This window comes from Jiangella muralis (genome assembly GCF_001270745.1).
Lineage (GTDB): Bacteria > Actinomycetota > Actinomycetes > Jiangellales > Jiangellaceae > Jiangella > Jiangella muralis.
This window is the reverse complement of sequence record NZ_KQ434751.1, coordinates 632,806-654,221: the sequence shown is the minus strand read 5'-3', so window position 1 is coordinate 654,221 and position 21,416 is coordinate 632,806. Positions and strand designations below refer to the sequence as shown.

The following is a 21,416-nucleotide window of genomic DNA, read 5'->3' as shown; positions in this document are numbered from 1 at the left end:
CGGACCAGGCGGCCGGGATGCGCACGGAGCCGCCCTGGTCGCCGCCGTAGGCGATGTCGACCTGGCCGGCCGCGACCGCGACCGCGCTGCCCGACGAGGTCCCGCCGGCCAGCCGGGACGGGTCGTGCGGGTTCTTCGGCCGCCGGTCATCGCCGACCTCGCCGAACCCGCCGACGACCGTGTTCGTGCCGATGAGGGTCGCGCCGGCCTCCAGCGCACGCCGCGCCACGGTCGAGTCGAAGTCGGGCGTCAGGCGGTCACCGCCGAACGATCCCAGCGTCGACGCGATGCCCGCGACCGCGATGGTGTCCTTCACCGAGACCGTCCGCCCGGCCAGCCGCCCCGCCCCATCGCCGCCGCCGAACGAGCATTTGCGCAGCCACGCGTTCAGCGGGTCCTCCGCCGCGGAGGGCTTGTACGGCACATCGCGCCGCACCGCCGCCACCGGCGGCGGCGGCTCCTGCAGCCGCGCGTTCATGAACTCGTCGACGCCCTTCAGCCAGTCGGCCAGGAACCGCTGGTAGGTCGCGACCTCGTGGCCGGCCACCTCGAAGCCCAGCGACCGGGCAACCCGCTGGATCTCCGCAGTCTCGGGCACCATGAACATGCCGACCTCCCCGCCGATTCACGCGAAACAACCGTTTCGCCTATTGAATCACGGGCGCCGGAGTGGCCGCCACCAGGACGGTTTGGCGCTATGGAGTCAGCGGTGTCACCGCCGATTTCGCCGGAGCCCGGGCCCACGCGGGATCGGCACGATCGTCGCGACGACCAGCATCGCCACCCACGGGAAGGCCGTCCGGAAGCCGTCGACGAGGCCGCCGGTGTGCGCCGCGGCGGCGCCGGTGAAGACGGTGAGCCGGAACGCGATGCCCAGCTGCGAGGACGTGTTGATCATTCCGGCCGCGAGACCCGCGTCCGCTCGCGGCAGGCTGGTCATCGTGAGGATCGTCAGGGTCACCGTGGCGCTGATCCGAACCGTTCGACGGCGCTGTCGATCAGCCGCTGGCCCGCATCGGGTGCGGTGAGGTCGCCGTGGTGGATCAACGCCTCGGGGTGGCGGGCGGCGGCACGCGCCAGCCCCGTGGCGTCGACGTCGTTGAGCACCAGCCGTGTCCCGTGTTCGGCCAGCGCATCGCAGACCCCTCCGCCGACGCCGTAGCCGCCCGCTCCGGTGACGATCACGACCCTTTCCGCGGCCATCCCGTACCTCCGCCTTCGCGCGGTCGCACACATGAACTCTAGTTCGCAGTATAGAACTTTCTTCGGTAGGCTGGCGCCGATTCGTTGACAGCCCTCCAGGTGGACGTCACCATGGGGTCGCATAGGTGATCTGAAGTTCAAAAGTGTGAAACTCGGGAACACTCAGATCTACGCCGACCTGATCTTCACTCCTCCCTGAGTTAAGGAGCAGCAGATGGCACCACACCTGTTCGACGCACAGGTTTCGCGGCGTAGCCTCCTCGCCGGTACCGCGTCCGCGGCGATGCTCGCGCTCGCCGGGTGCGGGGGAGGCGGGAACAGCAGCAGCGGCGGCGGCGGCACGAAGACGATCACGCTGCTGTCCAACAACGGCGCCGACCGCGAGCCGATCGTCCAGAGTGCGATCACAGCGTACGAGGACGCGAACCCCGGCACGAAGATCACGGTGCTGAACATCGCCGACGGCGCGCAGTTCAACACCAAGGTGAAGACCCAGGCCCTGGCGGACTCCCTGTCGGACGTCTTCTACGTGCGGACGCTCGAACTCGCCGCCAATGCGAAGGACGGCTGGCTCACCCCGCTCGGCAGCCACCTCGGCTCCAGTGACGTCGACCCGGCGGACTTCTACCCGGCGGTCCAGGAGCAGTTCAGGTATCAGGGCGAGTACTACGCGCTGCCCGAGGACCTCTCCGCCTACGGGATCTACGTGAACACGACCATGTTCGACGAGCTCGGCATCCCGGTGCCGACCGGCGACTGGACCTGGACGGAGTTCTACGAGCTCGCCGAGGAGTTCGCGGTCCGGGAGGGCTCGCGGCAGACGCGCTGGGGCGGCTACATCAACCCCAGCTCGTGGGGTCTTCGCGGCATCATGCGCGCCAACGGCGGCGAGGTGTTCAACGAGGACGGCTCGGAGGCCATCGTCGACAACGCCGAGAACGCCGAGACGTTCAGCCAGATCGGCGATGCCGCCAAGGCGGGTGCCATTCCCGCCTTCGAGGGCCTGCCCACCGGGGTCGACGCGTTCGCCGGCGGGCTGGTCGCGATGTTCATGAACGGCTCCTGGTACGCGGGCGGCGCGGAGGCGGCGATCGGTGACCGCTTCGAGTGGGCGATCGTGAGCATGCCCAAGGGGACCACGGGCAAGCGCGAGATCGCGACGGCCGGCGGCGGCTGGGGCATGAGCAAGGACGCGAAGGACCCCGACGGCACGTGGGCGTTCCTCGAGTATCTGACCTCGGCCGACGTGCAGGCCGACTTCCCGTGGGTGCAGGGCGGCGCCCTCACCGCGCGCCAGTCCGATCCGGCCCGCGACATCCTCTTCCCGGAGTTCGGCGACGATGCAGGCGCGTTCTCCTACCCGCCGCTGTGGACGAAGTACGAACTGAGTCTGTACAACAGGATGGGCACGCTGCTCTCCGGGGAGAACCCGTCGTCCGTTCTCGCGCAGATCCAGGAAGAGACGAACAGGTAGCGGATGGCGACGACGGACCGTCTGCAGCCCGCCCCTCCCGCACGGCCCCGGGTCGTGCGGGAGCGGCCGCCGAGCGGGCACGCGCGCCGGGAGGCCAGAGCGGGGTTCCTCTGGATCCAGCCCTGGCTGGTGGGGTTCCTGCTGTTCTCGATCGTGCCGAGCGGGATGGCGCTGTTCCTCTCGTTCACGAACTGGTCCGGCGGTGACCTGGAGTGGATCGGGCTCGAGAACTACGTCACGATCTTCACGAACGACCCGATCTTCTGGCAGTCGCTGAAGGTGACGTTCATCTTCGTCGTGCTGTATCTCCCGCTCTCCCTGCTGGTCGGTTTCGGCCTCGCGATGCTGATGAACCAGCGGTTCGTCGGCATGACGGTGTTCCGCACGATCTACTACCTGCCGTCAGTGCTCTCCGGCGTGGCCGTGACCGTGCTGTGGGGGTTCGTCTTCCATCGTGACTTCGGCGTCATCAACGGCGTCCTGGCGCTCGTCGGCGTCGAGCCGATCCCGTGGCTCAACAGTCAGGGCTGGGTCATCCCGGCGATCGTGATCATGCAGCTCTGGGCGGTCGGCAGCTCCGTGGTGATCTATCTGGGCGGTCTGCAGAGCGTGCCGACCGAGCTCTACGAGGCGGCGTCGCTGGACGGCGCGGGGTGGTGGCAGACACTGCGCGCCGTGACGCTCCCGATGATGTCGCCGGTCATCCTGCTGCAGCTCATCCTCGGGCTGATCGGGACCTTCCAGATCTTCACGCAGGCGTTCATCATGACCAAGGGCGGACCGGACTACGGTTCGTACTTCTTCTCCCTGTACATCTACGACGTGGCCTTCAAGGAACTGCGGCTCGGCTACGCCTGCGCCCTGTCGATGATCCTCTTCGTCACCATCCTCTTGCTGACCGCGGTCTTCCTCCGGACCTCGAACCGCTGGGTCTACTACGCGGCAGAGAAGAGGTCGTCATGACCCGGTCCGCCGGCCGCGGCCTCACCGCGACCTCGACCTATCTCGTGCTCGGGTTCGGGTCGATCCTGTACCTGGTCCCGTTCCTCTGGATGCTCAGCACGAGCCTCAAGACCCAGGACCAGGTCTACGAGTTCCCGATCCGCTGGATTCCGCAGCCGATCGACTGGGCGAACTTCGTCGAGCTCTTCACCGTGGCGCCCTTCCTCACCTACACGGTCAACACGATCATCATCACGGTGTTCGGAGTGTTCGGCAGCGTGGTGAGCTCTGCCGCGGCCGCCTACGGGTTCGCCCGCTTCCGGTTCCGCGGGAGGAACGCGCTCTTCCTGGTGATGCTCAGCACGATGATGGTGCCGATCTGGGTGACGATCGTCCCGTCGTACGTCGTGTTCAGCGAGATCGGCTGGATCGACACGTATCTTCCGATCCTCGTGCCGGCCTTCTTCGCCGCGCCGTTCAACACCTTCCTGCTGCGGCAGTTCTTCCTGGGCATCCCGCTCGAACTCGACGAGGCCGCGAAGCTCGACGGCGCCGGATCGGTCCGGATCTTCTTCACGATCATCCTGCCGCTCGCCAAGCCGGCCCTGCTCATCGTCGGCCTGTTCTCGTTCCTCCTCTACTGGAACGAGTACATGGGTCCGCTCATCTTCCTGCAGTCGCAGGACAAGTTCCCGCTCTCGCTGGGCATCAGCAACTTCGTCAGCTCGCAGAGCCAGGACTTCCCGATGATGATGGCGGCGGCGATGTTCGCGATGATCCCGTGCGTCCTGCTCTTCGCGGTCGCGCAGAAGCAGTTCATCCAGGGGATCGTCGTCACGGGTGTGAAGGGATAGCGCGGGATGTCGCCGACGACCGGCAAGTGGATCTGGATCGAGCTGATCGCCTTCGACACCACGGCGCCCGACCTCGGCGTCGCGGCGGTGCTCGACCCGCTGGGGGAGCGGCCGTCCGTGCTGTCCCTCCTGCTGTACAGCGCGGAGTTCGTGCACACGCACGACGCCGTCGACGACGAGTTGCTCCCGGTCGAGTGCACGGCCTACTACGCCCGCTCGTGGAGCGTGCGGGGACCGCGGCAGGACTGGACGCGGGCGCAGCTGCGCGCGCTCGTGTCCGCGCTCCGCGACCGCGGGATCGCGGTGTTCTTCGCGCTCTTCGACATGCACGCCTTCGAGGACGGCGCGACGACGAGGGTGAGCGCGTGGAACGAGGCGCATCCGGAGTTGACGGTGGTCGACCGGGCCGGCGCGGAGCGGACCGGGCTGCTCAACCCGCTGGGGCGCTTCGCGGACGGCTCCTTCTACGAGGACTTCTTCGCGACCCGGCTGGAGGAGGTGTTCGCCTACTACGGCTTCGACGGCCTGCACGGCGCCGACGGGTACTCCAGCGGCCGGCTGCCGCTGTGGGAGGCCGACTTCTCGGCGGACCTGCTGGAGCAGTTCTCCCAGTGGTCGGGCGTCGTCGTTCCGGACGCGGCGGTCTCGGCACAGGCGGACTGGATCTGGCGGCACGCGAGGTCGCCGTGGATCCGGTTCCATGCGCACCGGTGGACCCGCTTCTGGACCACGGTGTGCGCGTCCGTGCACGGTGCGGGCGGACGGGTCGTGCTGAACAACGCGTGGACGCGGGACCCGTTCGAGGCGCTCTACCGCTACGGCGTCGACTACCGGGGCCTCGCCGCCGCCGGGATCGATGGGCTCGTCCTGGAGACCGTCGCGGCCGCCGTCGAGTTGCTGGAGCGGCCGCCGGCGCTCCCGCCGCTGCCGGGCCAGCTCGGCGCCGCGCTGCTCACCGGCGCGACGATTCCGGACGTCCCGCTGGCGGCGCTGGTCTCGGTGCACGACACCCTGGAGGGCTGGGACGTCATCAACGTCGCTCCGGGCATGCACGAGCGCGACGTCCGGCTGCTGAGCGCACTGCGCCGGTTCACCGGTGCGGGCGACGAGACGATCGCCTGCGTCGGCGCCGGGCTGTACTGCCTCTCGGACGGTGTCGCGGAGCAGCAGTGGCGCTGGATGGACGGCGTTCGCGAGTCCTGTGCGACCGGGCCGCGCCCCGGCAGCGACGGGATCACCGTCCTCTACGACCCGGAGATCATCGAGGGTGAACTCGCGTCGTTCGTCTCCACCCGCGCCGCGCACACGCACGCGCTGCTGGCGGAGCTGATCCGCGCGGGCGCCCCGATCACCGCCGTCAGCCCGATGGCGGCGCACGAGGCCGTCGCCGGACCCGTCCTCCTGCTGCGGCCCGAGTTGTACCCGCCCGAGGTCGTCGACGCCGTCCTGGCCCGGCACCCCGCGGCGCTCACGCTCGGCTCGTCGGGTGGGCGCGGCTGGCGGCTGCGGGAGCTCGACGGCGGTGCCGTGCGGGACGAGATCGTCGCGGACGGACCCGACGACGTCGCGGTCGACGGCGGTGAGGACCACGACTCCTGGGTGCACGAGCTGCGCATGGCGATGCCGCCACGGTCGCTGATCGACCGCCTGGCTGACGTCGCGGCGACGGCGATCGGCCAGCGGCGGCCGGCCGAGGCCGACCGCGTGGTGTGCCTCGTCCTGACCGAGTCCGAGCACGTCTCCCGGGTCGTGTTCTCGAACCCGGCGGCGACGTACCGCGACGGGGTCGTCACGCTGCCGCGGCCGGTCCGGCGGGCGACCAGGCTCACCGGGGTGACGCCGCGTCCGCCCCGGGTCGACGGGCCGGTGGTGGTCGCACGGGTGCCGCCGCGAGGCGTCGTGGAGCTTCGGGTCGAGCTGGCGACCGGTTAGAGCGGCCGGTTAGAACAGGGCGAGCGGGTTCACCGGGGAGCCGGTGCCGCCCGGGATCCGCAAGGGGGCGATGACCAGCGCGAACGTCGCCCTCCGGTGGGCTTCGCAGGCCGCGACGAGGGCGTCCATGTCCGGGCAGTCCAGCAGGCACAGGCCCATGGCCGCCAGCCCGATCTGATGCAGGGGGAGCGGCATGACCGTGCTCGGGTAGGGCAGCCGCTCGACGCAGTCGCCGCTCCACACGGCGACTTCGCGCTCGTGCAGCCACGCGAGGCAGTCCGCGTCCAGGCCCGCTCGCAGCGACGGGTCCTCCGGGCCCTGTTCGCGTTCGCGGCGTCCCAGGCCGACGTGGGCGAACACCGCGTCGCCGGAGGTCACCCGTGCTCCGGCGAGCGACTCGGCCGCCTCGAGGTCGGCCACGCTCACCCAGTCTCCCGGCTGCAGCCAGGGCACTCCGCGGGCCGCGGCGACGTCCAGCAGGACGCCCCGGGTCACGATGCCGTCCCGGGCGGCGTGGACAGACCCGTACCGCAGGCCGCGCTCGCCGAGGATCTCCCTGGCGCTGCGGCCGTTGTACGCCGCGCCCTCCCAGAAGACGTGCGCCACGGCATCGAGGTGGGTCACGGTGAAGCCGTGCGCCGCGATCTCGATCCGGTCCCTGGCCGCGAGGGGATCGCGCTCGTACGGGTCGACGACGTGCACGAGGGGGTCGGTGTTCTTCGACGACGCGTGCACGTCCAGGTCGAGCCCGATCGACACGGACTCGCCGAGCCGGACCTCGTCCAGGGCGGCGCGCCGGACGGCCGGGGTGATGAAGTTCAGCGTGCCGAGTTCGTCGTCGTCGCCCCAGCGGCCCGCGTTGGAGCAGGCCGCGAAGAGCTGCATCAGCCGGTCGTCCTCGTTGATCACGTCGTCACCCTTGTCCTCTCGTCCGCCGTTGGTAGTCTACGGGCAAGTTCATGTCCAAGAATCAGCGTCACGAATGTGAAACAGGGAGAGGCGCCGCCGGATGGGAAGCCACGTTCTCGTGGGAGGGACGGTCGTCGACGGGAGCGGTGACGAACCGGTCCGCGCCGACGTGCTCATCGAGGACGACCGCATCGCGGCGGTCGGCAGCGACCTCCCGGCCCGCGGCGGCACCGAGCGCCTCGACGTCAGCGGCCGTGCGGTGGCGCCGGGCTTCATCGACATGCACGCGCACTCCGACATCCAGATCCGGGCAGCCGATCACGGGTCGCGGCTGCTGCAGGGGATCACCACCGAGGTGCTCGGGCAGGACGGCCTGAGCGTCGCGCCGATCGACGACACGACGCGCGAACACCTGCGCATGCAGCTGTCCGGCTGGAACGGGAGTCCGGAGATCGCCTGGGACTGGAGCAGCGTCGCCGAGTACCTGGCCTGGCTGCGCCAGGGGATCCCGGTGAACGCCGCCTTCCTCGTCCCGCACGCCAACCTGCGGCTGCTCGCGATGGGGAACCGGCCGGGGCCTCCGGCACCCGAGGAGCTCGAGCTGATGCGGTCGCTGCTCGCCACCGCGCTGGACGAGGGCGCCGTCGGGCTGTCCGCCGGGCTGACGTACTCGCCGGGATCCTTCGCGGACACCGCCGAGCTCATCTCGCTGTGCGAGGTCGTCGCCGCGGCCGGCGGGTACTTCTGCCCGCATCACCGCAACTACGGTTCGCAGGCCCTGGCCGGCTACGCGGAGTGCATCGAGATCGCGGCGGCCTCCGGGGTGCGGCTGCACCTGGCCCACGCCCACCTGAGCTTCCCGGAGAACCGGGGCCGCATCGACGAGCTCATCGCGCTGTTCGACGGCGCCGCGGACGCCGGGGTCGAGCTGACCTTCGACAGCTACCCCTACCTGGCGGGAATGACGTCGCTGCACGCGCTCCTTCCCGGCCGCGTCCTGACCGGGACGATGGCGCAGCAGCTCGCCACCCTCGCGGATCCACGGGTGCGGGCCGAACTCGAGATCGCCCTCGACGAGGAGGGCACCGACGGCAGCCAGGGCCTCCCGGTCGACTGGACCACCGTGCGCATCGCCAGCGCGGACGGGCTGCCGCCGGAGCTGATCGGCCGGTCCGTCGCCGACATCGCCGCCGCGGCGGGTATCTCACCGAGCGCGCAATACCTCGACATCGTCATCGCCACGCGCTTCTCGGCCACCTGCACGCTGCACATCGGCATCGAGGAGCACGTGCGCCGCCTCATGGCCGATCCACGCCACACCGTCGGCACCGACGGCATCCTCGTCGGCGCCGGCTCGCACCCCCGCGGCTGGGGCACCTTCCCGCGCGTCCTCGGCGAGTACGTCCGCGGCGGCGTGCTGCCGCTCGCCGAGGCGATCCGGCACATGACCGGCGCGAGCGCGTCGATCCTGCGTCTCCCGGACCGCGGGGTCATCGCGGCCGGGGCGTTCGCCGACGTCGTCGTCTTCGACCCGGCGACGATCAGCGACACGTCCACGTACGCCGAGCCGCGCCTGACCCCGATCGGCATCGACCACGTCTTCGTGAACGGTGTGCCGGCGGTGCGGGACGGGCGGCTGACCGGTGCGGCGTCCGGCCGTGTCCTCACGTCCCGCGTCGCCGACCGGAGCGGAGCCCGCGCATGACCGACGACCTGCGGACGCCGGTCCTCGTCGTCGACGCCGAAGTGCTCGACGCCAACCTCGCCGACATGCAGCGACGGTGCGACGACGCGGGCGTCGAGTTGCTTCCGCACGCCAAGACGCACCGGATCGCCGCGGTCGGGCTCCGCCAGCTCGCCGCGGGAGCGGCGGGACTCACCGTCGCCACGCTCGGCGAGGCCGAGGCGTTCGCGGCCGCCGGGGTCACCCGGATCCTGCTCGCCTATCCGCTGGCCGGCGAGGAGAAGCTCCGCCGCGCCCACGAGCTGAGCCGCCGGGTGCGGCTGGACCTCGCCGTCGACGGCATCGCACCGGCCGAGGCCATCGGGCGCCACTTCCACGCACACGGCGCCGAGGCCGGCGTGTTCGTCATCGTCGACTCCGGCATGCACCGCGACGGCGCCCGGCCGGACGAGGTCCCGGCGCTCGCCGCGGCGGTCTCCCGGCAGCCCGGCCTCCGGCTGCGTGGGCTGCTCACCCACGAGGGCAGCGTCTACCAGGTGCGGCCGGAGCAGGTCGCCGCCGCCTCCCGGGACGTGGTCGCGGTCATGGCCGCGACCGCGCGGGCGTGTGCCGCGGCCGGCGTCGAGGTGCCGGCGATCTCGCTGGGTGCGAGCGCGTCCGTGCGCAGCGTCGTCGGCGCGGCCGGAGTCGATCAGGTCCGGCCCGGCATCTACGCCTTCAACGACCTGGGGCAGGTCGCGCTCGGACAGGCGCGGGTCGAGGACTGCGCGGCCACCGTCCTGGCCACCGTGGTCAGTCATCCGGAGCCCGGCCGCGCCTGCATCGACGCGGGGTCGAAGCTGCTCAGCCGGGACGGCGTGCCGCCGGCGGGAGCCGGCCGGTTCCCGGGCTTCGGCCTCCTCCTCGGCGTCCGCGGCTGGACCATCGACGCGCTCTCGGAGGAGCACGGCTGGCTGCGCTGGAACGGTGCCGGCGACCCCGATCCGCTCGACGTGGGGACGCGGGTCTCCATCGTGCCCAACCACATCTGCACGGTGTTCGCGCACGTGGACTCCGTCGTCGTGCACGCCGCGGGACGCCCCCGCGAGGAATGGCCGACGCTACCGAGGAGCGTGTCGCGGTGAACGAACGCAGGGTCAGGCTGGCGATCGCCGGAGCCGGGCTGATGGGGAAGCAGGTGGCGGACGCCGCGGCGACGCTGCCGGGCGTGGCCGTGACCGCGGTGGTCGACGCGGACGCCGGCCGGGCGCACGCGCTCGCCGCGGAGCACGGGGCGCGGGCGGGGCAGACGATCGCGGCCATCGCCGACGTCGCGGACGCCGTCTACGTCGGAGCGCCGAGCCACCTGCATGCCGCGCTGTGCGTCGAGGCGGCGGCCGCCGGGTTGCACGTCCTCGTCGACAAGCCGCTGTGCCTCGACGGCGCAGAGGCCGACGCGATCCGTGCGGCGCTGGGGCCGGGCATCCGACTCATGGTGGGGTTCAGCTACCGCTACCGCCGCGAGTGGACCGAGGCGAAGCGGTGGCTGGAGGAAGGCGAGATCGGTGCGCCGCTGCTGCTCGTCGACACGATCTTCGAGGCGGCCGCGAGCACGCCGCGCTGGTACTGGGAGGCGTCGCAGGGCGGCGGCGTCGTCCAGTTGCAGGCCCATCACTGCTTCGACCGGGCCGCCTGGCTGCTCGACGACGCGGTCCGGGTGACGGCCGCGACGGCCGAGCCCGGAGACGGCGGCGAGGACCGGGCGACGATCCTGGGGCGGAGCGGACGCGGTGCGCTCCTCACCATCGCCCTGGGCTTCGCGCGCACGTACACCGCTCCGGGCCTGGCCTCCTTCCTGATCCAAGGCGACCGTGGCCACCTCGTGATCGACTCCATGGCGCGGTCGGCCACGCTGAGCACCGGCGGGGCGACACGCGTCGTCACCGCCGTCGAGGACGACTGGATGCCGCGCGAGGTCGCCGCCTTCGTCGGCCTGGTCCGCGGGGACCTGGACCCGGCGAGCGTCCCCGGCTGGGCCGAGGGCTGCGCTGCCGTGACGGCGGCGGAGCAGTCGATCTCGTTCATCCGCGCGGGGATCGATGCGAGAATTGCCACCGCCACCGGCACCGGAGAGTGATAGGGCCGCATGACCGAACAGACGCAGAACGTCAAGTCCGCCCAGCGGACGCTGGAAGTGCTGGAGCTCGTCGCCCGGCACCCCGACGGGCTGACCTTCGTCGACCTCGTCGAGAAGCTGCCGTATCCGAAGAGCAGCCTGCACGGGTTGCTGCAGACGATCGTGGCGATGCGCTGGCTCACGTTCGACCCGCGCGAGCGCACGTACCTGATCGGCGTCCGGCCCTGGGAGGTCGGGCAGTCCTTCCGCCGCTACCGCGACCTCACCGTCCACGCGCGCCGGGCGCTGCGCGAGGCCAGCCGTCAGCTCGACGAGACCGTGCAACTGGGCGTGCTGGACGACCTCGACGTCGTCTACATCGACAAGGTCGAGGGCGCCCGCATGCTGCGCCTGGTGTCGCACGTCGGCAGCCGGCTGCCCGCGTACGTGACGGGCATCGGCAAGGCGCTGCTCAGCGGCCTGCCGGAGTCGGAACTGCGCGCGCACTACGCCGGACGGGAGCTGACCCGGTACACCCCCCGGACGATCACGTCCGGCGACGAGCTGATCACCGTGATCGACCAGGTCCGTGAGCGCGGTTACGCCACCGACGACGGCGAGCACACGTCTGGCGTCTACTGCGTCGCCGTCCCGGTGCGGACGGACGGCGGCGTCGTCGCGGCGATCAGCTGTTCGGTCCCGAACGCCCGGATCGAGAGCGGCGAGGCCGAGGTGCCGCACCTGCTCGAGACGATCAGGGTGTGCGCGCGGGAGATCGCCCGCGCACTGGAGACCCCCGGGGAGATCGGCCGCGACGACCGCTGAGGGGTCCCCTCAGCCTTCCGGCGCTCCGAAGCGCACGAGGACCTTCCCCGCGGGCAGGTCGCCGGCGCCGAGCCGCGCCAGCTCTGCCGGGGTCTCGTCGGGGGTGATCACCGACGAGACCATCTTGGCCAGCCCGTCCGCCACCCGTCCCGCCAGCGCGATCGCCGCGCGGAAGTCGCCGGCCGAGTAGCAGAACGAGCCGATCACCTCGCGCTCGCGCGTGCTGACCTCGAACGCGGCGATCTCCAGCGCCGGGCTGCCCATGCCCACGAGCAGGATGCGCCCGCCGTCGGCTGTGGCGCCGAGGGCGGCGGTCACCGTCGAGCTGATGCCGACGGCGTCGAACGTGACGTCGGCGGGGGCTCCCGCCGCGGCGGCGACCGCGTCGGCGAGGTCCTGCGAGCCGGGATCGACGACGATCGCGCCGAGCTCCGCGCACAGCGCCCGGCGGCCCGCGTCCAGCTCGCTCACGACGACGGTGGCGATGCCGGCGTCGTGCAGCGCCAGCACGAGCGACTGGCCGACCGGCCCGCCGCCGATGATCAGCACGCGGTCCCCGTCGCGCACGCGGGCGCGCCGCACCGCGTGCACGGCGACGGCCAGCGGCTCGATGAGCGCGCCCTCCCTCGTCCCGACCGTGTCGGGGAGCCGATGGACGTTGCGCTCCGGCACGACGACGAAGTCGGCGAACGCGGCCCGGCGGTCGGCGCGCACGCCGATGACGAACCGGTTCCGGCAGTGCTGCTCCTCGTGGGCCGCACAGGCCCCGCACTCGCCGCAGGAGACGAGCGGGTTGAACGTGACCCGGTCGCCCGGCGCGTAGCGGCCGGACGGGTCGTGTTCGACGGTCCCGGACGCCTCGTGCCCCATGACCTGACCGGGCGCGCGGCGTCCGTTCTCGCCGGTGTAGCCGTGGATGTCGGAGCCGCAGATGCCGACCTCGGCCACCCGCACGAGCACGTCGCCCGGCCCGGGGACGGGCAGGTCGAGCGTCTCGACCCGCAGATCGTGGAAATCGTGCAGAACGAGGGCTCTCATCGACCCGTTCGACATAGGTGGCGGTCCTTCCCGAGTGGCGTACGGCGAAGGTACACCAACATGAACCTGATTGCACAAGTGTGAACTGCTGGCCTACGATGATCCGCGTCCGGGTCGCCGGGCCGTCGCCGAGCGGAGGAGAGGGAACGTGTCGAAGGAGACCGTCGTCGCGTTGATCGGGGCCGGGGGGATCGCCGAGTTCCACCTTCCGGCGCTGCTCACGACCGGGGCGCGGGTCGTGGTGTGGTCGCAGGAGGGCGCGCCGGAGCTGGTGCGGCGCTTCGGCGGAGAGATCGCCGGCAGCTTCGAGGAGGCGCTGGGTGTCGCCGACGTCGTCGACGTGGCGACCCCGACCGACACCCATCACGCCCTCGCGTCGGCGGCGCTGCTGGCGGGCAAGGACGTCATCCTGGAGAAGCCCGTCGCGCGGACCGCGGAGCAGGTGTCGGACCTGCGGCGGCTGAGCGCCGAGACCGGCCGGAGGGTCTTTCCCGGCCACGTCGTCCGCTACTTCCCCGAGTACGCGACCCTGCACGCGGCCGTGCGGGACAAGGTGGCCGGCGAGCTCGCCGTGCTGCGGTTCGTCCGCTCCGGAGCATTCCCCGCCCGCTCCGCCTGGTTCGCCGACCCCGCGCGCTCCGGCGGGATCATCCTCGATCTGATGATCCACGACATCGACATCGCCCGCTGGATCGCCGGGGAGGTGCGGCGGGTGTCCGCCGTCGCCCGCCGGATCGACAGCGAAGGAGACGTGTGCGAGGCCGCGCACGTGCTGCTCGAACACGACTCGGGGGCCATCACCCACGTCGCCGGCGTCTGGGGCCCGCCGCACATCGACTTCACCACGGAGTACAGCGTGGCCGGGACCGGCGGCGTCCTGTCGCACTCGTCGTCGGCGACCAAGGGTCTGGTCGCGGACGTGCGGCCCGGCGGCGGGCCCCCGCCGTCCGTCCCCGCGTCGGCCTCCGCGACGAGTCCGTTCGCGCTGGAGGTGGCGGACTTCCTCCGTGCGCGGGAGGCCGGCGAGGACGCGCGCGTCACCTTCGAGGACGGAGCGCGAGCGGCGGAGATCGCGCTCGCGGCCATCGAGTCCACGACGACGGGGCAGCCGGTGCTGCTCGACGCGGTGGGGGCGGGGACGCGTGGCTGAACCGCTCCGGGTGGGCATCGTGTCGTTCGCCCACCCACACGCGCTGTCCTACGTCGCGGAGCTGCGGCAGCTCGCCGGCGTCGCCGTGCGGGTCACCGACCCCGGGCCCTGGCGCGACGGGGACGACCGCGGGCGCGCGCTGGCCGCACGGCTCGGCGTCGACTACGCGGACGACCTCGACGACCTGCTCGCCTGGGGTCCCGACGCGGTGGTGATCGCCAGCGAGAACGCGCGGCATCGCGCCGACGTCGAACGGGCCGCGGCCGCCGGCGCCCACATCCTCTGCGAGAAGCCGCTCGCCACGACCCTCGACGACGCCCATGCCATCCGCGACGCGGTGCGGGCGGCGGGCGTGACCCTCACCGTCGCCTATCCCGTGCGGTTCGCCCGGGCCTTCGGCGAGCTCCGGGAGCTCCACGCGAGCGGGCGGCTCGGCCAGCTGCTCGCCGTGCGCGGCAGCAACAACGGGAAGCTTCCCGGCGACCGTGCGTGGTTCACGGACGAGGAGCTGTCCGGCGGCGGCGCCCTCATGGATCACGTCGTCCACGTCGCCGACCTCGTGGACGGCCTGGCCGGGGCCGATCCCGTGGCCGTCACGGCGGTCGTCAACAGCACCCTGCACGACGTGCCGGCCGGCCTCGAGACCGCCGGCCTCGTCACGGTCGCCTATGCGGACGGCCTGGTCGCGGCGATCGACTGCTCCTGGAGCCGACCGGCGTCGGCGCCCACCTGGGGCGGCCTGCGGATCAGCGTGGCCGGCACCGGCGGGTCCGTCGACGTCGACTTCTTCGGCCGCAGCGTCCAGGGCATCGCGGCCGACGACGGCCGGGCGATCGAGCTGCCGTACGCTCCGGGCACCGACGGCGACCTCATCGGCGAGTTCCTCCGGGCGGCGCGCACCGGCGTGCAGGGCGAGCCCGACGTCGAGGGCGGGATCCGGACGGTGGCGGTCGCGCTGGCCGCCCGGGAGTCGGCCCGGTCTGGGCGCACCGTCACCCTCACCAGGGGTGCGGACGGACGGCTGACGTTCACCCCGGACGCCGGGTCCTGACGCGCATGCCGGGCCGGATCGCGATCCTCTGCACCACCTGGTTCGACAACTCGCACGCGCACGTGCTCATCCCGCGTCTCGTCGAGGGATACGACCTCGACGGCACGCGGCACGGTCCGGACGTGACCGTCGCCGCCGTCTATCTGGAGCAGGCCGGTCCGGACGACCTCGGCCTGGACTACCTCCGCGCGCACGGCATCCGGCGGGCCGAGACGATCGGCGAGGCGATGTCGTCCGGAACCGGGGGCATCGACGTGGACGGCGTCGTGATCATCGGCGAGCACGGTGAGTACGAGCACAACGAGTACGGCCAGCAGCTCTATCCGCGGCGGCGGTTCTTCGACGCCGCGGTGGCCGCCATGGTGGCCGGCGGCCGGGTCGTGCCCGTCTTCAACGACAAAGGGCTCTCCTACTCGGGAGCCGACGCCGCCGGCATGGTCGAGACGGCGCGCCGGCTCGGCTTCGGCCTGGGTGCGGGGTCGACGATTCCGCTCACCTGGCGGGTGCCGGCCGCGGCGCAGTGGCCGCTGGGCGCCGGGATGGAACGCGCGCTCATGGTGGGGTTCGGCCCGACCGAGCGCTACGGGTACCACGCGGCCGAAGGGCTCCAGGCGCAGGTCGAGCGCCGTGCTGGAGGCGAGACGGGCGTCGCGAGCGTGCGCGCGGCGGAGTTCGACGGCGCCGACGCGCGCACGATCGACGGCCTCGACGTCGCCCTGTTCGGCCGGGCGCTCGTGACCCTCGACCTCGACGACGAGGCGCGGGCGGCGGCGTGGCACGGCGTCTCCGCCGTCATCGAGGTCGAGTACCGGGATGGCCTGCAGGCGCAGGTGGTGATGCTGGGGTCGGCGGTCCAGCAGTTCGCGGTCGCCTGCGCGGGCGCGGCCACGGAGTTCTCCTGCCAGCTGTGGCTGCAGGGGTCTCCCGCGAACGGACACTTCGCCTTCCTCGCCGCGCAGATCGGTGCGCTCGTCCGGACCGGCCGTGCCCTGCAGCCGGTCGAGCGGACCCTGCTGAGCACCGGCGTCGTCGATGCCGCGATGCGGTCGATCGCCGCGGGGGAGCGCATCGCCACGCCCGAACTGGAGGTGTCCTACGCCGCCGGTGAGCGGACGGCGGGGACGGGGATCGGGCTGCCGCGGCCCGCGGGGTGGACGCCGGCGGGATGAGCCCGGTGCCACGGAACTCAACACGACGACGGGATCGAGGTGGGCTGTGCATCACGAGTTCGGCCGGCTGACCCGGCGGGAGCTGCAGGCACTCGACGACCCGCTGGTCATCGTGCCCCTCGGCGCGACCGAGCAGCACGGCGATCAGCTCGCCGTCGGAGCCGACGCCGTGATCGTCACCGCGATCGCCGGCGCCGTGGCGGACCGGCTGGGGACGAGCGCGGAGGTCGTCGTGACGCCGACGATCCCGATCGGGATCTCCGGGCACCACCTGCCGTTCGGCGGCACCCTCACGTTCTCGGCCGAGGTGTACGCCGGGATGCTCCATGACCTCGTGATCGGTCTGCGCCGACAGGCCCTGCGTCGCACGCTGCTGCTCAACGGCCACGGGGGCAACGACGCCGCGATGCGGACGGCGGTCGAGCGGCTCGCCCTCGTCGAGGAGCCGGGCGGGACGACCGCTGGCCTCTCCTACTGGGACGCGGTGCCCGCCGAGACCGCCGCCGCGCTGCCGGCGCCGGTGCCGGGGCATGCCGGGAGGTTCGAGACCAGCCTGCTCAAGGCCCTCCGGCCGGACCTGGTCCGCGATCCCGGGGGCGACGCCGACACGGGACCGCGGCCCCTCGCCCACGAGATCCCCGGGCTGCGCGCGGACCGCACGCGGGACTGGCGCTCCAGCGACGGCGTCACGGACGGAGCCGGCGCGGCCACCGCCGAGTTCGGCCGGACGGCGCTGGCCGGAATCGTCGCGGAGATCACGGCCCGGGTGGGTGAGTACTTCGCGATCCCGGCCGGCGGAGGCGAGCGATGAGCGGGGCCGATCCGGCCGCGATGCGCGCGGCGCTCGTCGGCGTCGAGGACGTCGTGCACCTGTACACGGGGGCGGAAGGTCCCCCTCTGCGCAGCCATGCCGAGGCGGCGCTGCGCTACCTGCGCGACAAGGCGCTCGGCGAGGAGGGCCGGGCCCGCTTCGAACGCGAGCTGAACCGCGCCCGCGCGTCGCTCGGCGGCCTCCTCGGCGCCGATCCCTCGTCGGTGGCGGTGCTGGAGAACGCCTCGGACGCGATCAACCGGCTCGTCGCCGCGGTGCCGCTCGCGGCCGGGGACAACGTCGTCACCAGCGACCTCGAGTTCCCCGCAGGCGTCCTCCCGCTGGTCGCGCTCCGGGAGCGCGACGTGGACGTGCGGGTCCTGCGCACGTCCGGCGGCAGCCTCACCGCCGACGACTTCGCCCCGGTCATCGACGAGCGCACGCGGCTGGTCCTCTCCAGTCACGTGAGCTATCTCAGCGGGGCGCGTCTCGACCCCGCGCGGCTCCGGGACCGCGCACACGCCGTCGGCGCGGTCTTCGTGCTCGACGCCACCCAGTCCCTCGGCGTCGTGCCCGTGCGCGCCGCCGACGCCGACGCCTTGGTGTCGAGCACGTACAAGTGGCTGCTCTCGCCGCACGGCCTGGGCGTCCTGCAGGTGTCCGCACCGGAGAAGTTCGACCTCGCGCGGTCGGCGGTCGGCTGGCGCTCCGTCGAGGACCTGTTCGCGCCCGACCGGTTCGACGCGATCCACCGGCACCGCGACGCGCGGGCGTTCGAACTCGGGTATCCGAACCTCCTCGGCGTGTACCTGCTCAACGACTCGCTCGACCTGCTCGGCGCCGTCGGTATCGACGCGATCGCCGGCCGGGTCGCGGCGCTGACCGCCCCGCTCCTCGACGGCCTGCGGGCGCAGGGCCGCACCATGCTGACCCCGTCGGACCCGTCGCGGCGGGCCGGGAACGTCAGCGTCCGGCACCCGGACGGCAGGGCGGCGGCCGTTCGCCTCCTCGACCGCGGGGTGCGCGCGTGGGGCGGGGACGGGCGGGTGCGGTTCTCGGTGCACGGCTTCAGCACGGAGTCCGACATCGACCGTGCGCTCGCCGCGTTCGGGGCGGACCGGTCGTGACCGCCGACGACGAGCACCGGGCGATCCAGGAGCTGCTCGCGACGCTCATCGGCATCCCGTCCGTGAACCCGGCGTACGACCCGGCGTCGGCGGGGGAGAACGCCGTCGGCGACGAGCTGGCCCGGCGAGGGGCCGCCGCGGGGCTCCTGGTGGAGCGGTCCGACGTCATCGATGGGCGGCGCAACGTCACCCTGCGGCTGCCCGCCCCGCAGCCGCGGATCTCCGTGCTGATCGAAGGGCATCTCGACACGGTCGGCCTCCCCGCGGGGCGGCAACGCCCCGTCGCACGGGTCGAGGGCGGACGGATCCACGGGCGCGGGGCCTGCGACGTGAAGGGCGGTATCGCCGCGGCGTACACGGCCGTCGAGCGACTGGCGAGAGAGGGGGCGCTGCGCCACGTGGACCTCAGCCTGCTACTGGCCGTCGACGAGGAGCACGCGTTCCGCGGCATCACGCATCGCCTCGCCACAGGGGCGGCCCCCGATCTCGCCATCGTGCTCGAGCCCACCGAGCTGCGGATCGTGACCCGGCACCACGGGGTGATCCGGTTCGAGGCCGACGTGCCCGGAGTGTCCGCCCATACGTCCCGCGGCGACGGCGGCCGCAACGCCATCGTCGGCGCGCTGCGGATGATCGACGACCTCGAACGGTGGCACGCGGCGCGGGCCGCCGCGGGCTCCGTCCTCACCGTCGCGACGATCCGTGGCGGCTCGGCGATGAACGTCGTCCCCGATTCCTGCACGGTGGGCGTCGAGGTGCGGACCGCTCCGGCCGACGATCCGGCGGCGGTGCTCGCCGAGATCCGGGCGCTGCTGCCAGGAGAGATCGTCGTGCGGGAGCTGCTCGCCGACGGCGGGCTGCTGTCGGCCCCGGACGGGCCGCTGCCGCGAGCGCTGGGGGCGGCGCTGCGTGAACAGGGCCTGGACCCGCGTCCGGCCGGCGTGCGGTTCGGCACCGACGCGAGCAAGCTCGGCCGTGCCGGGGTGCCGGCCGTCGTCTTCGGGCCCGGGTCCATCGACCAGGCGCACGCGGACGACGAGTGGGTCGAACTGGGGGACGTCGTGCGGGCGAGCCGGGCGCTGCACGCCGCGCTCCGGCACCTCGACGACGCGGCCGGGGCGGCCGGATGAGCGTCCCGGTCGCGGTCATCGGCGCCGGCCGCTTCGGCACGGAACATCTGCGGGCCTTCGCGCGGCTGCCGCGGGCGCGCGTCACGGCGGTCGTCGACCCGGATCTCTCGCGCGCGACGGCCGCGGCCCGGGAGTTCGGCGCCGTGCCCTTCCCGGACGTCGCGTCGCTGCTCGCCACCGGCCCGCCGGCCGCCGCGTCCGTGGCGGTGCCGGCTGCGCACCGCGGGACCATCGTGCCGGACCTCGTCGCGGCCGGTGTCGGGGTGCTCGTCGAGAAGCCGATCGCCACGGGACGGCGGGACGCCGAGGCGCTGGAGCGCGCCACGCCGGGTCGTCCGGTCCTGGTCGGCCACCTGCTGCGCTTCGCCGCTCCGTACCTGCGCATGCGTCGCCTCGCCGAGCAGGGGGCGCTCGGTGAGCTCCGCGCCTCGCGGACCCGGGCGAGCCGTCATCTCGACGACTTCCCCGGCGAGAGCCTCGTGCGGCTGACGATGATCCACGACCTCGATCTCGTCTCCTGGTTCGTCGACGACGGGGCGATCACCGGCGTGCGTGCGACGGCGACGTGGCGGCCGGACGGGCGGATCACCTCCTGCCGGGCGGAGATCGACGTCGCGGACGGACCGGCAGTAATGGTGAGCGGCGACTGGGCCGGCGGCGCCCATGATGAGGAGGACGTGCTCGTGATCCGAGGTGCGACGACCACCGCCACGATGCGCCTGGGCGCGCGGGACGGCGAGATCCGGTCCGGCGGGCAGACCGAGCGCCTCCCCGGCGCCGCAGAGGTCTACGCCGAGGCGCTCGCCGACGAGCTGGCGCACTTCCTGGACTGCGTCGAGCGCGGGACGCCGTCAGCGCGGCTCCGGGTCCACGACGCCGTCACGGCAGTGGCGCTCGCCGACGCGGTCGAACGGTCGCTGCAGGAGGGCGGTCGTCATGTCCCGCTCGGCTGATCCGGTCCGGCTGCCGCTGGCGCCCCGGTTGTTCCGGAAGACTCCGGCGGAGGTCCTCTCGACCGGGCCGTTCCTGGTCACCGCCTTCCGCTACGCCTCCGGAGTGGCGGCGTTGCGGATCGCGCACGACGTCGGGGACATCGTCGTCCTGCCGTTCCAGGGCCAGCAGATCTGGGACGCCCGGTTCCACGGGCGGCGCCTCACCATGCGGTCGACCTTCACCGAGCCCGTGCGCACCACCGAGTACATGCGCAACAACGGGGCGTACCTCATCCACTGCGGCGGTAGCGCCATGGGCCGGCCGGGCCCGGCCGACGTGCACGCGCCGCACGGGGAGCTGCCCAACGCCCGGCATCGCGACGTCGTCCTCGTCGTCACCCCCGGCGACCCGTTGACACTCCGGATCGAGGGCGGGTTCGTCTCCGCGACGGGATTCGGGCCGTACTTCGGCGTGCGCACGAGCGTGACGATGACAGCGGGCTCGGCACTGCTCGACAGCCGCGTGGAGATCACGAACCTCAGTGGTGAGCCGAGGCCGCTGATGTACCTGGCCCACCTGAACTTCCGGCCCGCGATCGGCGGGCGAATCGACGACCACCCGGCGACGCCGCCGGCGGAGGCCGGCCCCGCGTCCGTCGTGGACGTCCTGGACCCGGACGTCCGCGTGGAGCCGGAGCTGGTCCGGATCCTGCCGGGGAGCACGCGCGGGGCGCCGATCCGGACCGCGCAGGTGCACCGGGACGGCTCCGCCGACATCGTCGAGCACGACTCACCGGACCTCACCCACCTCCTGCGATGGCTACGGCGCACCGCGGACGACCAGGCGTACGGCTTCGCCCTGCCCGCGACGGCGGGACCGGACGGCTTCACCGCCGAGGACGCGCGGGGGAACGTGCGCCGCTATCCGCCGGGCGGCCGCCTGGTCGCCGTCTTCCGGCACGGCATGGTCACCGACTGGGCCCGCCACCGCGCGGCCCCGCCCGTGCTCGTGGAGATCGACGTCCCCGCCGTCCGATCGTTGACACCGGCGATGACCGCCCCCTAGCCTCGGTTCACGGTTGAACACAAT

At 72.7% G+C, this 21,416-nt stretch carries 21 protein-coding genes; 16 read left to right on the top strand and 5 right to left on the bottom strand.

All coding sequences use genetic code 11. The features are described from left to right. The 3 genes from ACW62_RS02925 to ACW62_RS34640 form a co-directional block, all read right to left on the bottom strand. The coding region (locus ACW62_RS02925) for an amidase family protein (RefSeq protein ID WP_240477208.1) at positions 1-607 on the bottom strand (607 nt) is incomplete at its 3' end. Between the two features lie 105 nt (positions 608-712). Then, positions 713-940 (bottom strand): hypothetical protein, encoded by a 228-nt coding sequence (locus ACW62_RS02920; RefSeq protein WP_157574314.1) that lies wholly within the window; start codon positions 938-940, stop codon positions 713-715. Between the two features lie 17 nt (positions 941-957). Continuing rightward, positions 958-1,203, bottom strand: coding sequence for an SDR family NAD(P)-dependent oxidoreductase (locus ACW62_RS34640; RefSeq protein WP_169791974.1), 246 nt, complete (start codon positions 1,201-1,203; stop codon positions 958-960). 214 nt (positions 1,204-1,417) lie between these two features. Between ACW62_RS34640 and ACW62_RS02910 the strand changes: the two genes are divergently transcribed. The 4 genes from ACW62_RS02910 to ACW62_RS02895 are packed head-to-tail and all read left to right on the top strand — an operon-like array spanning position 1,418 to position 6,405. Further along, a complete protein-coding gene (locus ACW62_RS02910; RefSeq protein ID WP_053202541.1) occupies positions 1,418-2,677 on the top strand; it encodes an ABC transporter substrate-binding protein in 1,260 nt (419 codons plus the stop codon). 54 nt (positions 2,678-2,731) lie between these two features. Further along, positions 2,732-3,640: a carbohydrate ABC transporter permease gene (locus ACW62_RS02905; protein WP_205629092.1), complete on the top strand. Its 909-nt coding sequence runs from the start codon at positions 2,732-2,734 to the stop codon at positions 3,638-3,640. After that, the gene (locus tag ACW62_RS02900) at positions 3,637-4,473 is read left to right on the top strand and encodes a carbohydrate ABC transporter permease (protein WP_053202539.1); all 837 of its coding nucleotides are present in this window, start codon (positions 3,637-3,639) and stop codon (positions 4,471-4,473) included. The genes ACW62_RS02905 and ACW62_RS02900 overlap by 4 nt, the downstream gene beginning before the upstream one ends. Before the next feature lie 6 nt (positions 4,474-4,479). Then, entirely contained in the window at positions 4,480-6,405 is a 1,926-nt protein-coding gene (locus ACW62_RS02895; RefSeq protein ID WP_053202538.1) for a hypothetical protein, read from the top strand. A 9-nt stretch (positions 6,406-6,414) separates the two neighbouring features. Here the strand turns inward: ACW62_RS02895 and ACW62_RS02890 are convergent, their stop codons facing one another. Beyond that, complete coding sequence (locus tag ACW62_RS02890; RefSeq protein ID WP_053202537.1) at positions 6,415-7,314, bottom strand: cyclase family protein; 900 nt, start codon at positions 7,312-7,314, stop codon at positions 6,415-6,417. 100 nt (positions 7,315-7,414) lie between these two features. Between ACW62_RS02890 and ACW62_RS02885 the strand changes: the two genes are divergently transcribed. Genes ACW62_RS02885 through ACW62_RS02870 form a run of 4 tightly spaced genes read left to right on the top strand, consistent with a single transcriptional unit; the run spans position 7,415 to position 11,918 of the window. After that, a complete protein-coding gene (locus ACW62_RS02885; protein WP_053202536.1) occupies positions 7,415-9,019 on the top strand; it encodes an N-acyl-D-amino-acid deacylase family protein in 1,605 nt (534 codons plus the stop codon). Continuing rightward, positions 9,016-10,122, top strand: coding sequence for an alanine racemase (locus tag ACW62_RS02880; protein WP_053202535.1), 1,107 nt, complete (start codon positions 9,016-9,018; stop codon positions 10,120-10,122). The genes ACW62_RS02885 and ACW62_RS02880 overlap by 4 nt, the downstream gene beginning before the upstream one ends. Continuing rightward, on the top strand, positions 10,119-11,114 hold the full coding sequence (locus ACW62_RS02875; protein ID WP_169791973.1) for a Gfo/Idh/MocA family protein: 996 nt from the start codon (positions 10,119-10,121) through the stop codon (positions 11,112-11,114). The genes ACW62_RS02880 and ACW62_RS02875 overlap by 4 nt, the downstream gene beginning before the upstream one ends. 9 nt (positions 11,115-11,123) lie before the next feature. After that, complete coding sequence (locus ACW62_RS02870; RefSeq protein ID WP_053202533.1) at positions 11,124-11,918, top strand: IclR family transcriptional regulator; 795 nt, start codon at positions 11,124-11,126, stop codon at positions 11,916-11,918. 9 nt (positions 11,919-11,927) lie between these two features. Here the strand turns inward: ACW62_RS02870 and ACW62_RS02865 are convergent, their stop codons facing one another. Then, entirely contained in the window at positions 11,928-12,956 is a 1,029-nt protein-coding gene (locus ACW62_RS02865) for a zinc-dependent alcohol dehydrogenase (protein WP_053202605.1), read from the bottom strand. A 148-nt stretch (positions 12,957-13,104) separates the two neighbouring features. Between ACW62_RS02865 and ACW62_RS02860 the strand changes: the two genes are divergently transcribed. From ACW62_RS02860 to ACW62_RS02825, 8 genes are read left to right on the top strand one after another with little or no spacing between them, the layout of a single operon-like run. Further along, on the top strand, positions 13,105-14,106 hold the full coding sequence (locus ACW62_RS02860) for a Gfo/Idh/MocA family protein (protein ID WP_053202532.1): 1,002 nt from the start codon (positions 13,105-13,107) through the stop codon (positions 14,104-14,106). Next, the gene (locus tag ACW62_RS02855) at positions 14,099-15,157 is read left to right on the top strand and encodes a Gfo/Idh/MocA family protein (RefSeq protein ID WP_053202531.1); all 1,059 of its coding nucleotides are present in this window, start codon (positions 14,099-14,101) and stop codon (positions 15,155-15,157) included. The genes ACW62_RS02860 and ACW62_RS02855 overlap by 8 nt, the downstream gene beginning before the upstream one ends. Positions 15,158-15,162: 5 nt before the next feature. Further along, the gene (locus tag ACW62_RS34635; RefSeq protein ID WP_053202530.1) at positions 15,163-16,326 is read left to right on the top strand and encodes a hypothetical protein; all 1,164 of its coding nucleotides are present in this window, start codon (positions 15,163-15,165) and stop codon (positions 16,324-16,326) included. Positions 16,327-16,372: 46 nt separating this feature from the next. Next, a complete protein-coding gene (locus tag ACW62_RS02845) occupies positions 16,373-17,137 on the top strand; it encodes a creatininase family protein (RefSeq protein ID WP_053202529.1) in 765 nt (254 codons plus the stop codon). After that, positions 17,134-18,264 carry an aminotransferase class V-fold PLP-dependent enzyme gene (locus ACW62_RS02840; protein ID WP_053202528.1) on the top strand — a complete coding sequence of 377 codons (1,131 nt, stop codon included), beginning with the start codon at positions 17,134-17,136 and terminating at the stop codon, positions 18,262-18,264. The genes ACW62_RS02845 and ACW62_RS02840 overlap by 4 nt, the downstream gene beginning before the upstream one ends. Continuing rightward, on the top strand, positions 18,261-19,394 hold the full coding sequence (locus tag ACW62_RS02835; protein ID WP_053202527.1) for a M20 family metallopeptidase: 1,134 nt from the start codon (positions 18,261-18,263) through the stop codon (positions 19,392-19,394). The genes ACW62_RS02840 and ACW62_RS02835 overlap by 4 nt, the downstream gene beginning before the upstream one ends. Continuing rightward, positions 19,391-20,347 carry a Gfo/Idh/MocA family protein gene (locus ACW62_RS02830; RefSeq protein ID WP_053202526.1) on the top strand — a complete coding sequence of 319 codons (957 nt, stop codon included), beginning with the start codon at positions 19,391-19,393 and terminating at the stop codon, positions 20,345-20,347. The genes ACW62_RS02835 and ACW62_RS02830 overlap by 4 nt, the downstream gene beginning before the upstream one ends. Then, a complete protein-coding gene (locus tag ACW62_RS02825; RefSeq protein WP_053202525.1) occupies positions 20,331-21,392 on the top strand; it encodes a DUF4432 family protein in 1,062 nt (353 codons plus the stop codon). Before ACW62_RS02830 ends, ACW62_RS02825 begins: the two co-directional genes overlap by 17 nt. Positions 21,393-21,416: the final 24 nt, after the last annotated feature.

What these genes read in the sequence shown, in the direction of transcription:
- ACW62_RS02920 (WP_157574314.1), bottom strand. Translation starts at nt 940, where the DNA reads ATGACCAGCCTGCCGCGAGCGGACGCGGGTCTCGCGGCCGGAATGATC.
- ACW62_RS34640 (WP_169791974.1), bottom strand. Translation starts at nt 1,203, where the DNA reads ATGGCCGCGGAAAGGGTCGTGATCGTCACCGGAGCGGGCGGCTACGGC.
- ACW62_RS02910 (WP_053202541.1), top strand. Translation starts at nt 1,418, where the DNA reads ATGGCACCACACCTGTTCGACGCACAGGTTTCGCGGCGTAGCCTCCTC.
- ACW62_RS02900 (WP_053202539.1), top strand. Translation starts at nt 3,637, where the DNA reads ATGACCCGGTCCGCCGGCCGCGGCCTCACCGCGACCTCGACCTATCTC.
- ACW62_RS02895 (WP_053202538.1), top strand. Translation starts at nt 4,480, where the DNA reads ATGTCGCCGACGACCGGCAAGTGGATCTGGATCGAGCTGATCGCCTTC.
- ACW62_RS02885 (WP_053202536.1), top strand. Translation starts at nt 7,415, where the DNA reads ATGGGAAGCCACGTTCTCGTGGGAGGGACGGTCGTCGACGGGAGCGGT.
- ACW62_RS02880 (WP_053202535.1), top strand. Translation starts at nt 9,016, where the DNA reads ATGACCGACGACCTGCGGACGCCGGTCCTCGTCGTCGACGCCGAAGTG.
- ACW62_RS02870 (WP_053202533.1), top strand. Translation starts at nt 11,124, where the DNA reads ATGACCGAACAGACGCAGAACGTCAAGTCCGCCCAGCGGACGCTGGAA.
- ACW62_RS02865 (WP_053202605.1), bottom strand. Translation starts at nt 12,956, where the DNA reads ATGAGAGCCCTCGTTCTGCACGATTTCCACGATCTGCGGGTCGAGACG.
- ACW62_RS34635 (WP_053202530.1), top strand. Translation starts at nt 15,163, where the DNA reads ATGCCGGGCCGGATCGCGATCCTCTGCACCACCTGGTTCGACAACTCG.
- ACW62_RS02840 (WP_053202528.1), top strand. Translation starts at nt 17,134, where the DNA reads ATGAGCGGGGCCGATCCGGCCGCGATGCGCGCGGCGCTCGTCGGCGTC.
- ACW62_RS02830 (WP_053202526.1), top strand. Translation starts at nt 19,391, where the DNA reads ATGAGCGTCCCGGTCGCGGTCATCGGCGCCGGCCGCTTCGGCACGGAA.
- ACW62_RS02825 (WP_053202525.1), top strand. Translation starts at nt 20,331, where the DNA reads ATGTCCCGCTCGGCTGATCCGGTCCGGCTGCCGCTGGCGCCCCGGTTG.